Origin of the sequence: Polaribacter filamentus (assembly GCF_002943715.1) — a bacterium.
GTDB lineage: Bacteria > Bacteroidota > Bacteroidia > Flavobacteriales > Flavobacteriaceae > Polaribacter > Polaribacter filamentus.
Genome location: NZ_MQUA01000013.1, coordinates 1,966,456 through 1,979,573, shown reverse-complemented (window position 1 = coordinate 1,979,573; position 13,118 = coordinate 1,966,456). Strand labels below are relative to the sequence as shown.

The following is a 13,118-nucleotide window of genomic DNA, read 5'->3' as shown; positions in this document are numbered from 1 at the left end:
AAACAGATTAATTGAAGTCTGTAATTATGGATTAAAATTTATGTAAACACTTTTAAACCAAATGAAATATTAATTAAACTATATTACCTAAGCGTATAACTCAGTAAATATATTTGAAGCAAATAATCATACTATTAAGTTTGATTACAGTCGTTGTCATTGTTTTAACCCCTATAAAACAAGAGTATTCTTTTAAATTTCGATTATTAATTAAGCGGTTAATTTTTTCATTATAATTAGGTTTTTATCAGCATTCCATTTTTCCATTGGTGTTATTCGTCCCAATAAGCCGTTTAGCCTTCTATTGTTATAAAATTTCACATACCGTTTTAGTATCTGTTCTATTTCTCCAAAATATTGGTAGTCGAACCTTTTAAAAACTTCTTTTTTTAATATTCCGTGATAGGCTTCTATATGTGCATTTTCCTCTGGTGTTGCAATGTGTGTAAATTCAAGACCGTTGCAAGGAAGTGCCTAAAAAAAAAACAAAAATGACACGTAATTATTTATGTTAAATATTTAATTGTAAGTGTATTAATTTGTAAATTTAGTGTGTGAAAATACAAAAACAACCAACTTTAGCCGATAGCATTTGTGATTTACGAGCAAGAAAAATTAAAAAGACATTTTTCACCCAAATAAACACCCTTATCGATTGGGATACGATCTCTATCCTAATAAATAATGATTATTTAAAAGGAAAAAGTGCCACTGGCAAGCCTTCTTATGATGGGACATTACTTTTTAAAATGTGTCTTTTACAAAGTTGGTATGGTTTAAGCGATTATGAAGTTGAAGACCGAATAAATGACAGTCTTTCCTTTAGTTATTTTTGTGGGATGACCATTGAACAGGTTGCTCCAGATCATAGTACTTTAAGTAGGTTTAGAACCGCATTAACCAAAACACAAACCTTCGAAAAATTATTTACCTCCATAAACAAACAGCTAGAAGCACATAATATCATTGTAAAAACAGGTTTAATAATAGACGCTAGTGTAATAGATACGCCACTTAGACCAAAAGGAAAAACAAATTTTAAGGTAACCGAAGACCGCTGTGCAGACCAAGTAGAAGTACACAAAGAATATCCAGATAGTGTCGATAAAGAGGGTACTTGGTTAAAGAAAAGAGGAAAGTACCATTTTGGGTTTAAAAAGCATCATGTAACGGATAACGAAGGACTCGTTCTAGGAGTACTAACCACAACTGCCAGCAAAAATGAGATTGCAAATTTGGAGGAAGTTCTAGAAACTGTAAATGTGGTATTACCAAAAGACATCCCTCTAAAGGCAGATAAAGGGTACCAATCAAAGAAAAATGTTGCGATTTTAAAGAAGCGTAATTTAAAGAATCATATCCTTAAAAAGGCGGTAAAAAATAAACCGTTAACAAAATGGGAAACTAGATTCAATAAATTAATAGGAAAAACAAGGTTTAAAGTAGAACGTACTTTTGGAGGAATAAAATTATGGTTTAAAGGTGGAATTGCAAGATACAGAGGGATGAAAAAAATGCATACACAAAATTTGATGGAGGCAATGTGCTACAATTTATATCGAAGTCCAGGGATATTTGCGTCTAATTGTAAAAATTAAGGAAAAATGAAGCCTAAAAAAGGCATTTACTCACTTAAAATAGAAAAAAAATAGCATAATCGATGTTGTAGCTAAAAAAAAGGGAACTCTAAAAAGTAAAATTAATTAAGTTCGCTTTTTGCAACGGTGTTAAGTTAAGAGTTTACAACAACCCTAAAACACAAAAAAGCTACACCAGTTATCCCTGGGGTAGCTTTTTAGGTATCTAAACAATTCCTAATTTACTTAATAAGTACCTTTGATGTAGAGGTGTTATTATCTTGTGATACTTTAAGAAAGTAAATACCACTCTTAACAGCTTCAACATTTAATACATTCGATGTTAAGTTCGTTTGTAATACACTGCGTCCAGAAGTATCAAACAACTCCACTTTCTTTAAGCCGTTAGAGGCAGAAATGATTGTTAATTCTCCATTAATTACAGGGTTTGGATACATTGCAAAGACAGCGAATACATCTTCTTTAATATTTAAAACAGAACTCCCATCAATTTTAAGACCTGGCGAAAAGGCTACCCCATTTACCGTTGGATGTAAAATAAATTCACCTGTAATATCTGGACTTCTTGTTACAGAAACTTTAGCGCCCGTGCTTACGGATAAAGTGCTTGCATCTAGCGTAGCAATTGCTGTTCCTGATGCATCTCTTACAATAATTACTTCGAGAGAATTACTAAACCCTAAGGTACCTGAAGATGCTACAACCACAGTAGAAACTCCAAAACTTCCAGCACCAGTGCCAGAAGCAGTTGGTGTTCCTCCTCCAAAAACAAGGTAAACACCACCAGCCGGAAGTACTGTATTACCAGGAACTACGTGTCTTATTATGGTTGCGGTATAGCTGTCTTCAATAGTGTAGCCACTAATATCTAACGCAGTTGCCCCTGAATTTACTAATTCAATAAACTCATCATTGCTCGCGCTTCTAGTTCCGTCTCCATTTGCATCACCAGTGATATCAGGCGCGGGATCAAACAATACTTCATTAATAATTAACTGTGCAGACATTGTGCTGCTAAATAAAGCAATTGCAAGTAGTAAAAAGTAAAATTTTTTCATAATTGTTAGTTTTTAATAAACAGTTTTCCTGTCTATGGTTAAAGATTTATTGATTTGGATTATTAAAATTAGTTTTTAATAATTTTTTTTATAACGCTGCTATTACCTGTATTTATTTTAAGAAAATACATACTCTTAGCAAGGTCTTCTATATTAATTTGTACCGCATTTTCTTGGATATTATTGGTATAGATGTGCATCGATTTTCCTAAAATATTTATAAGCTCTACAGATTTAATTTTAGCGGCTCTTATTTCAAGAATAGTACTCACCGGATTTGGATATATGGTAATACTTGTCTCTAAAATATTTTCGTCGAGCCCTAATGTACTTGTAAAAACACTCTTTAAGGCATTGCTCATTTTTCTCCAGTCTTTTACGCTATCTCGTAACTTTTCTTTCTCTTGTTCAATATGAATAAAACGACCAGAAGTAGCCGTTGCATCGGTACTACAAGCATTAGAAGAGTTGTTAATAAATCGCCCTTGTGTATTTGTAAATGCGGTTAGGCGCGTCCAATCTGTATCAATATGCGCGAGTTTAAAGGTTAAACTAGGGTCTTCTTGTAGCAAGGCGTTTTTTATTTGTACCGCATAATCGACACTTGGTGTTTTATTCGTGCCATTGCTCATGATCACATAAGGATCATTGCTTTGTTTTGCAAAACCATGCAGTTGAACAAACACAGCATTAGCGATGCTACTATACAATACTTCTGTCGTTATTTGAAACATTGAAGTGGTATTGTGTGCTTGATCAGAAATTTTATAATTGCCCGTAGATCCGCAGACACTTGTTGTGCCATAACAATTGCTACTTGTAAATGAATTGCAACGATGTGTACCGTTTATAAATACAGCTTTGGCTAATGTATTTTTAAAACAGTATATCGCTTGATTGCCTGTATTCGTGTCAAATTTTGAATGAGGAGCCGCAATAATTAAATTGTTTCTTGCTGGATTTTTACTAAATATATATGTTCCCCAGTATCGATTTTGTATCGCTTTCTCCTCCAAAACATAAAATATCTTATTCGGATTTAAAGAAGTGTCTGTAAATTCTGTTATCTGATAGTTTATAGGACTGGCAATAGCTCTTGCATCTGTAAGATTATCCGATAAGATAAAATTAATTATAGATTTCCAAGTTGCTAGGTTCGCTGTTGTAGGTTGTATATAGTTATTAACAGAACTTCCAGGCATCCTATTAATAATACTTTCAGCATAATTTTCTATATCTCCCGAAGCTGTTTGCGCATGTAAGCTTAAAAAATTAAGTAATAAAAAAAGAATAAGTACTGTTTTTCTCATAATTTAAATTTAAAAGGAATGCATCGTATTGATAAATTTGAGCACAATTGGTCTCTTTTTTTTAAGTTAGCTATAAAGATTACTCTAAAGGCTCATAGAAAATAACATTGTCTATATAAAAATATTCTGGTGTTGCGCCACTAGAAATCTCAATTATAAGCTGATAAGAGCGAATATTTTTTAAAAACCCAGTGTTAAACTCGTTCCATTTTCCTGCTATATTTTCGATATCGTCATCAAAAAGACGCACGATTTCAATAACTTCATTTCCTGAATCTTTGGTTACATTTAAGTAAGCAACAATTCCGTCTTTTTCTTCCCATGAAGTATCTCCAAAAAAAGCTTGAAAAGAAACCCCAGAGTTTGCTTGTCCTGCAGGAACATTCACGGTATCAAATGTAATTTTTATGGTTCCATCTGCATCTTCTGAATGAAATCCTTGTTTACCATCTGGATACGCCACAAAATTTTCTAAGGATGCTGTTACTCCAATTCGTTCAGAAGAAAACCCTAAACTGCTAGAACTTATTCCTGGCGACGCAACATATTCTGAATTAAAACCTAATTCATTTTCAACAGAAGAACCGGCAGCCATAAAATCTACAAAAGGAGGATTTGTACCATTAATTAAATCTAAGGTTTCATCCTCACCTCCGTTTCTAGTATAGACTGCATCATTTGCGCCAACAGCAACTTCTTCAAAAGAAGTCCTTCGGATGGTTTTTGCAGGCGGAAGAAAAAAGGTAATATCAAACTCTACCGCGTTCATAAACTCAGGATTTTTAAGACGTGTTGAAGTATTTCCTCCTAAGCCACCATCAATAGGGGATAAGCCAGAAAATACGCCTGTTGGAGTAGTAATCGTAGCTACTAAAGTAAATTTAGTGCTTAAATTGATATCATTACTCGTAAGCCCTGAGGCAGCAATAATTGTACTTAACGGGATTTCTAATGCAGCCGGAAAAGAGGTTAAGACTACAATATTTTCTACAACGGTGCCATTGTAATGCAGCGCTAAAGAATAGTTCGTAATATTATTATTAGGATCTATTAAACTTCCAATAACTTTTTCATTATCTATATTTAATATATTGAAATTAAGAATTGGCTTTGTGGTAAACTGCGCATAACCGCCTCTAAAAGCAAAGTCATCGGGTAGGTTACTGTTTTCAGCACATGAAAATAAGAGTAGAAAACAAGCAGCGTATTTTATATATTTTATCATATTACTATCTTTTATTTATTTAATAAACCCAGCTGGATTTGTATCCCAAAACACTTTATCCGTATTTTGTTTTTGAGAAATTGAACTATTATTCATAACTGCAATCGCAGAATATGGAAAACTTCTTGGAAATGTTGGGTTTGAATCTGTAATAGGTATTTGAATATTTGAGGGATATCCTGTTCTTCGATACGCATTGTAAGCTTCTATAGAGTTTCCAAAACCTGCTAAATAATATTCTGTAATAATAACATCTAATCGTTCTTCGACTGTTGTAGCATTTTCATAGTTACTAAGTACTTCAGCAACATAGTTTTCAATATCTATAGCATTGGATGTATAAGGAGAACTTGAGTTTCTAAAATTTAAAACTTTGGCAATGGATGCTCTTACTGCTTCTTCTAACAATGTCTTTGGATTACCGTTTGTGCCGATAGTAAGTGCTGCTTCCGCTGCTAAAAACTTTGCAAACGAAGAGGTTAAGATTGGCATAATTCCGGCGCCTAATAATGAACTATTTTGAATCGTTGTGCTTGTTGCATCTTTAAATTGATCTTCATCAAAAACTCCACCAGCGGGATAAACTCCATAGACAGTTCTTAATAAATTATCTCCACGACCTGTTCTTTCTTCACCTTGGTCTAATCCCCAATACCCATCACCTACATAACAATAAGTTACGGTTGGATCTCCTTGGCAAGCAAGATAAACTCTTGGACTAAAAGGATCTATATTTGATTGACGATACAAATAATATCTAATTCTTGGGTCTCTTATGCTTTTAGAATCTTTAAGCATAAACATAAAATAGTTACAAATATATTGCGAGAAGCCTTCTACATAACTTCTTTGATAATAAGGATGTCTGCTTTCTGGGGATGCGGAATTTGAATAAGAATACACAAAATCTTCTGATGATGCATCTATTATTGGTCCTGATAATAAGGTGTTTATTTGTCCTTTTAAATCGGTAACTCCAATAGCAGAGCTATTAAGTCGCGTTTGAACTAATATTCTTAATTTAAAAGTATTGGCAAAAGCAATCCAATTTTCTTTATTCCCTTTGTAAAACAAGTCCGAAGAAACATTTACTTTAGCTGCATTTATAGCACTAATTGCTGCATCAATATCTGTAAGAACCATTTTATACAAATCTGCTCCAGTGTCTAATTTAGGGTTGCTAAATTCATTTGGTTGAGAAGCTTCTGAATAGGGAATATTACCTACATAATCGACCATCGTCACGGTTAAATATCCCATAAGAAGTTTGTTTACAGCATTATGAAATATTAATCCATCATTAGAACTTGCTAAATTTGTAATCGTTTTAGAAATGCTTAGCGCTTCAAAATAGCGTTCCCATTCTGCATCTAAAACATCGGAATCTACAATGTCTCCATAATTGCTAGTTAAGGCTTCATAGCGCATTACATCATCTGTATTTATATTCATGTCGCCCATAATATCTTGAAACAAATATTGTAATTCATTTAAAAGAAATTCTGGGTCTGCGCTACTCGGCGTTAGTAAGTTTGGGTTGTCTTGTAAATCAAAATTAGTGACTTCGCAGGATAAGAATAATGAAAAGATCATTATGCTTAAGCTAAAATATTTTAATCTTTTTTTCATGTTCTGTATTTTTAAGAAAGTTAAAAGGTTATTGATAAACCTAAAGAAAATCGTTTTGTAGAAGGAACATTTGTTCTTCCTAAACCTCCATCGCTTTCAGGATCAAAATTTACATATTTGGGAAAATTAGGTGCTCTGTGCCAAAGATTACGACCTATAAAAGTAATATCAAGTTTTTCAAATGGTAATTTTTGATCTTTTTTCGTTTTAAAAGAATATCCGAAGGAAATTTCACGTAAACGAAAAACAGAAGTATCCCACATGCTTAAATCTTTGGCATTATAATAGTTTCCAAATAAAGTTCTTATTCCGTTTAATTGTATGGTGTTCGGTATTTTATCGCCATTACCATCTAATAAAGGTTCTCCCGTTTGATGATTTGCTAAAAATCCAGGAATTACAAAAGAACCCGCTCTATTTTCTGTATCTCTGGTTACACCTCTTTCTAACATATCTTCTACAGCTAACGAAGATATTTCGCCACCATGTGTATATTCGATTTGGGCAGAAAGCCTGAAACTTTTATAAGTAAGACTATTTATTGTGGTTAACCTCCATTCTGGATTTGGGTCTCCAATCACTTTTGGATCTAAACCAATGTCGCCACTATTTAATAGTTTACCATAAGTGGTGCTAGAACCTGTGCCGTCGATAAGTAAATTACCTTCAGTATCTCTTAGTGCATAAATACCAATAATTGTATTTAGAGGATATCCTTCAACTGCAAAACGGTCTGCGCCTAATTCTATATTTCCACCAGTTGGTGTTGTTTCTACTACTAAAGATTTTTCTGCGGTAAAAATATTTCTAAGATTCCAGTTAAACTCATTATTTTTAAGGATATCAAACCCTAAATCTATTTCTAAACCTTGGTTGTCGATGCGACCTAAATTAATAAATTTACTATCAAAACCAGTAGAAGGAGCTAAAATGGATTCTACAATTTGATCTTTAGAAACTCTAGAGTAATAAGAGGCTTCTAAGCTTAATCGGTTTTTAAAAAGTTTGGTTTCGATACCAATTTCAAATTCTTGGTGTATTTCTGGTTTTAAATCCGGATTCCCAAAAACTCGGCTAAACCTGTTCGTAACGGGCTTCGTTCCGTCTGCCGCCACAAACCTGTTCGTATCTATAATTAATGCGTTTCTAGTTCTGTATTGATCTGGATATCCCGAAGAAGTAGCGTAGGCTGCTCTTAGTTTTAAATAATTTAAAACATCTCCTTTAATATCAAATGCAGAAGTTGGGATAAACGAGACAGAGGCGCCAGGATAAAACAACGATTGATTTTCCTTTTCTACACTTGCACCAAAATCATTTCTACCAGATAGGGTTGTATACAAATAGTCCTTATATGTTACTTGAACCTGTCCAAAAATACCTGCAATATTGCGATCTTCTGCGTAATAAAAACTTTCTGAAGCTGCGAAATTATTTGGATTCAGGAAGTTATATACAATTTGTTGATCAGAATCTGAAGATTGACTTTTTATTTTGGTCAGTTTAGAGTTGGCACCTATTTGAGCTTCTAAACTAAAGTCATCATTTAGATTTTTATTGTATCCCAAAAGAAAGGTTTGATCTACCGTTACTTCTTTTCGGTTAGATAAGTTTAAATATCCAATAATATAATCGCCATCTTTTCCTCCTCGGTTTGAGTAATTTAAATCATTTCTATGTTCACTATCGTATCCTACTCTGTAGGTAAAGTTTAAATTATCATTAAATACATAATTTGTATTGAAGGTTCCAAAAACTCTTGTAATATCATCTGTACTTCCAGCATTTTTTAACAACCATAAAGGGTTCGTTTCTGTATTTCGATAATTTACAGACTCTCCTGTAACCGTATTTTGATAAGGGAGTTCTGTTAAATCGATACTTCTGGCTAAGTAAAAAACGCGGTTAAAAACATCTCTTGCTTGTATGCGATTTACTTTTCTAGTGGAGTAGTTTAGGGTTGCTGAAATATTAAGTTTTTCACTTACTTGCGCAGCGCCACCTAAACCAATATTAAAACGTTTTAAATTATTGTCACCAATAATTCCCAACTCATCTGTATAACCTGCAGAGATATTAAAAGCTACTTTATCTTTAGAAGTTGCTATTGATAAGGAATGTATTTTACCAACACCCGTATTAAAAAGGTTTTTTACGTTATTTGGTTTTGCCTCGTAAGGCACCATAACATTTTCATATTCAGGAAAAATACTACTTAAATCAGCGTAAGGATGAGGTACTTCCGCTAAAGATGAAAATTCAGGACCACCATGAGAAAGGTTCGATAAAACATAAGATCCTTCTGCACCTTGACCTATTATATTTTGATAATCTGGTAATTGAGATACTATATTTAAATAACTTGTTGAAGAAAATGAAGCGGTAGTCTTACTTTTGCCTAAGGTAGCATTACCACTTTTAGTTTGAATAAGTATTACACCATTTCGACCTTCACTACCGTACAAAGCTGCTGCATTTAATCCTTTTAAGATATTCATGTTTTCAATATCATTAGGATCTATATCCGATAGAACACCGCTAAAAGGTACATTATTTAATACAATTAAAGGTGCATTAGATTGGTTTATAGACACAGACCCTCTAATTCTAATCGAAGAGGTTGCTCCGGTTTCTCCATTAGTAGCAGAAATACTAACCCCAGAAATTTTACCTTGTAATGTTCTTGCTACATCAGCTTCTGGTCTTTGTTCTACATCAGCACTATTTAAACTTGTTATTGCGTACCCTAATGCTTTTTTTGATTTTTTTATCCCTTGGGCGGTCACAACAATTTCTTCTAAGGCTTGGGCACTTTCCTCTAAAGTAACATTAATTATCTTTTGGTTGCCAACTTCTATTTCCACCGTTTTATACCCTAAATAGTTTATTTGTAAAATACTAGTGCTTTCTACTTTTAAACTAAATTTGCCGTCAAAATCTGTGGATGTTCCTGTTGAAGTTCCTTTAATAGTTATGCTAACTCCTGGTAACGGAATACCAGTATTGTCTTTTACAACACCTGTTATTGTTTGCTGCTGTTCCGCTTCCTCTTCTATCAGTTTATTAAAAACCTTTTCTTTAATAATGATGGTATTATTTTTAGCCAACTCAAATTGAAGATTGTTGCTTGCTAAGCATTTCTCTAATAATTTTGTTACTTTAATTTCACCAGCATTCAATTCTACTTTAGAAGCTTTTTTGAATAAATTTTTTGGGTAAATAAAGCGATAATCAGTTTGTTCTTTGATAATTTTAAACACTTGATCAACAGTAGCTAACTGAGTTTTATCAATAGTAACATTTTCTTGAGAAAATATGTTATCTGAATTCATACTAAATACAGATGTGCACAATAAGAATATAAATACTTTCATAACTGTAAAAACAAGCCGTTTCTTTGAAAGATAACGAATTTTAATTAGTTTAAATTTCATAAATTTGTTCAGTGTTAGTTAAAATTAATTAATACATATTTAATTGAGGGTACAGAAGTTAGATGCTACGAAATATCAAAACTTCTTGCCCTTTTTATTCTAATATTATTATTTTATCCCTTATAGTATAGCTTTTTACCAAACCAAAATTTTTAATACTTTTTAAAATATCTTCTATATTTTGATTTTTTGAAAGCACTCCAATAAATTCTTCTTCTTTTATTGCATCATCTTTAAACACAACTTTAACGTCATACCAGCGAGATAAAACTCTCATGATTTCAAAAAGAGATTTCTCATCAAAACTAAACACGCCATCTTTCCAAGATATTGCATTATACACATCTACTTTTTGAATTATTGCTGTTTTTGTTTCTAAATCAAGGTTTAATTGATCATTAGGTGATAAGTTTTTTTGAGTTTCTTTAAAGCTTACGGCAACGTTTCCTTCAACCAAAGTGGTGTAAATACTAGATTCGTCTTTGTAAGCTTTAATGTTAAATGTAGTACCTAAAACTTGTATATCTTGATCTTTATGATGTACTTTAAAAAGTGATCCTTGATGATTTGTACTTGGTGAAACATCAAAAAAAGCTTCTCCATAAATGAGTTCAACAACACGAATTTTACCTTTGGTAAAACTTACAGGATATTTTAATTGAGATTCTGAGTTTAGCCAAACTTGAGTTTCATCACTTAATTTTAGATAAAATTGACCACCTCTAGGCACTGTTAAATAGTTGTACGCAATTTTATTTGACTCTTTGTTAGTGCTATTTAAATAGATAAGTTTTTCACCATTACTTTGCGCATTTTTATTATTAAAAGAAGCGCCTTTTTCTAGAGAAACAATAGTTCCGTTTTCTAAGGTTAAGGTTGCTTTATCTTTACCTGTTTGAATACTTTCTACTAAAATTGGTGCATTTGTGCTTGTGTCTTTACCTACATTAAAAAAGTAACTAACCATTATTAGTCCAATAAATACAGCCGCATATTTTAAATAATTACGGAACCTTTTTACGCGAATAGTTTGTTTTTCTTGAGTAATAAATGCTAGCAGTTTTTTGCTAGAAAGGCTAGTATTATATTTATTTAATGAAGAATCAATTAAATAGTTCGTTTTAATAAACTCTTTAAAAACTTTCTCATTTTCACTATCTAAAAGCCATAATTCTAGCGCTTCTAATTCAGAAAAAGAGGCCTGATTTAGAAGGTACTTGGTAATGATTTTTTCTATTTTGTTAGACAACATAAAACTTGTGTATATTAGTAAGACGAAACAAATTTATATTACCCTAATGTTTTTTGTATTTTTTTTTATTTAAAACGGATAAAAAGTTTAATGAGCCCTTTTTAGGATGCTTTCAGGCCTAAAAAAGTCAGTATCTAGTTAATGGAATTAAAAAGAAAGCACTTCTAATGGATGTCATTTTTTGGTTTAAACGATAAAAAGACATCTTATTTTTTTTCTTTCAATAAAATTTTCATCATTTGCTCAGCAGATATTTCTCCTATTAATTGAATCTCATTTTTGGGTGTTTTGTCGCCAATTTCATAGGTTATACCAACCGCATTATAACCATATAAAAACCATCCTTTAGATACTGGTTTATTGCTGTTTCCAGCAGCTTCATTAACTTTATAATTAGGGATATTGACTTCTAAACCAGCAAACCAATCTTCTATAAAATTAGGTAAAGTGGTTTCAGTTCTGCTCTTGTTTGTATAAAAAACATCATGCCAAGTAGAATGAAAATCTAGTCCTAAAACTATTCTTGAATTGTTCTTTTTTAATGTTTTTTGAATGTACTTAACTGTTTTTTCTATTTCTGGTTGATGGTATTCAGACCAATCCCTGTTAGTATCCACACCATTCGAATTATGTCGCCAATTGCCTAAATCCACACCATCAGGATTTAGCAGCGGAAAAGCTAAAACATGGTAGCGATTTAGAAATTCTTTTGCTAAATCAGAATCACCTAAAATAGTTTCTAAAAAATACTGAAAGGCATAATAACCTGTAACTTCTGGTGGATGTTGTCTTGTTAAAAGCACAATAATATCTTTCCCTTTCGAACTGTTTTTATAGATATTTAAAACAGCTAATTTCTTTCCTAAAGGTGTTTTTCCATAATTTTTCAAGTGCACTTTATTTTCTTTTCCCTCAATAAGTTTCGTATACCAATGCTCCACATCTTTTGATGATTGTACTTCTTGGGCAGCCACCGTAATTGGTATTTTTGTTAACTGAAGTTTAATCGTAATAATACTATCTTTTATAAAAACATCAGTACTATCAATAATAGACCATTTGTTATTAATTTTTAATTTAGGAATGTATCTATTTTTAAAACCTGTTGGATATTTAAATGTAAAATAGAAAAATTTTGAAGTAGTAGACCAAGTTTGAAAAGCATAATAAGCACTGTTATTTATGGGTGTATTTTCTGGCGATATTGTAACTTGAGCTGTACTATCATTTACTTGCTCAAAACCGTTAAGTCGCGCACCTTCGAATGTATTACTGGCAAAAACTCCTGCTTCTTTTAGGCTGTATATTTTTTTAACTTGTTTTATTATTTTTCTGTTTGATGTATCTACGGGCGTTTTAAAAGGTACTTTTTCAACAGAATAACAACCTAAAAGTAAAAAGCAAAGTACAGCGTAAAAAAAAACTGATTTCATAAGAATGTAGTTTATTAAGTATTAAAAATATTTTTTGATTTTATTTTACCGAATGAAATTAGAAAAGGGAGAAAAATCAATCAACTTATTAAATATTTAGTTTTTTTTACTACTTTGAATAGTATCGAAATAAAAAAACCACTAATTATGAGGGTTTAGATTCTTCAATTGATATCATA

Annotated in this window: 9 protein-coding genes; 1 reads left to right on the top strand and 8 read right to left on the bottom strand. The window is 32.0% G+C overall.

The window, feature by feature from the left end:
- Positions 1-210 precede the first annotated feature (210 nt).
- A complete protein-coding gene (locus tag BST83_RS11295; RefSeq protein WP_302849486.1) occupies positions 211-441 on the bottom strand; it encodes an IS3 family transposase in 231 nt (76 codons plus the stop codon).
- Positions 442-554: 113 nt separating this feature from the next.
- On the opposite strand from BST83_RS11295, the gene BST83_RS11290 reads away from it, so the two are divergent.
- Positions 555-1,598: an IS5 family transposase gene (locus BST83_RS11290; protein ID WP_104808182.1), complete on the top strand. Its 1,044-nt coding sequence runs from the start codon at positions 555-557 to the stop codon at positions 1,596-1,598.
- Positions 1,599-1,819: 221 nt separating this feature from the next.
- On the opposite strand, the gene BST83_RS11285 is transcribed toward BST83_RS11290, so the two are convergent.
- The 7 genes from BST83_RS11285 to BST83_RS11255 form a co-directional block, all read right to left on the bottom strand.
- Complete coding sequence (locus BST83_RS11285; RefSeq protein WP_104809878.1) at positions 1,820-2,656, bottom strand: lamin tail domain-containing protein; 837 nt, start codon at positions 2,654-2,656, stop codon at positions 1,820-1,822.
- Between the two features lie 68 nt (positions 2,657-2,724).
- Positions 2,725-3,966 (bottom strand): T9SS type A sorting domain-containing protein, encoded by a 1,242-nt coding sequence (locus BST83_RS11280; protein WP_104809877.1) that lies wholly within the window; start codon positions 3,964-3,966, stop codon positions 2,725-2,727.
- 79 nt (positions 3,967-4,045) lie between these two features.
- A complete protein-coding gene (locus tag BST83_RS11275) occupies positions 4,046-5,191 on the bottom strand; it encodes a hypothetical protein (RefSeq protein ID WP_104809876.1) in 1,146 nt (381 codons plus the stop codon).
- Positions 5,192-5,206: 15 nt separating this feature from the next.
- Positions 5,207-6,820 carry a SusD/RagB family nutrient-binding outer membrane lipoprotein gene (locus BST83_RS11270; RefSeq protein WP_104809875.1) on the bottom strand — a complete coding sequence of 538 codons (1,614 nt, stop codon included), beginning with the start codon at positions 6,818-6,820 and terminating at the stop codon, positions 5,207-5,209.
- 20 nt (positions 6,821-6,840) lie between these two features.
- Entirely contained in the window at positions 6,841-10,194 is a 3,354-nt protein-coding gene (locus BST83_RS11265; RefSeq protein ID WP_170062778.1) for a SusC/RagA family TonB-linked outer membrane protein, read from the bottom strand.
- 154 nt (positions 10,195-10,348) lie between these two features.
- A complete protein-coding gene (locus tag BST83_RS11260) occupies positions 10,349-11,506 on the bottom strand; it encodes a FecR family protein (protein WP_104809873.1) in 1,158 nt (385 codons plus the stop codon).
- A 206-nt stretch (positions 11,507-11,712) separates the two neighbouring features.
- Entirely contained in the window at positions 11,713-12,939 is a 1,227-nt protein-coding gene (locus BST83_RS11255; RefSeq protein WP_104809872.1) for a M14 family metallopeptidase, read from the bottom strand.
- Positions 12,940-13,118 lie beyond the last annotated feature (179 nt).

What these genes read in the sequence shown, in the direction of transcription:
- BST83_RS11275 (WP_104809876.1), bottom strand. Translation starts at nt 5,191, where the DNA reads ATGATAAAATATATAAAATACGCTGCTTGTTTTCTACTCTTATTTTCA.
- BST83_RS11260 (WP_104809873.1), bottom strand. Translation starts at nt 11,506, where the DNA reads ATGTTGTCTAACAAAATAGAAAAAATCATTACCAAGTACCTTCTAAAT.
- BST83_RS11285 (WP_104809878.1), bottom strand. Translation starts at nt 2,656, where the DNA reads ATGAAAAAATTTTACTTTTTACTACTTGCAATTGCTTTATTTAGCAGC.
- BST83_RS11270 (WP_104809875.1), bottom strand. Translation starts at nt 6,820, where the DNA reads ATGAAAAAAAGATTAAAATATTTTAGCTTAAGCATAATGATCTTTTCA.
- BST83_RS11280 (WP_104809877.1), bottom strand. Translation starts at nt 3,966, where the DNA reads ATGAGAAAAACAGTACTTATTCTTTTTTTATTACTTAATTTTTTAAGC.
- BST83_RS11265 (WP_170062778.1), bottom strand. Translation starts at nt 10,194, where the DNA reads ATGAAAGTATTTATATTCTTATTGTGCACATCTGTATTTAGTATGAAT.
- BST83_RS11255 (WP_104809872.1), bottom strand. Translation starts at nt 12,939, where the DNA reads ATGAAATCAGTTTTTTTTTACGCTGTACTTTGCTTTTTACTTTTAGGT.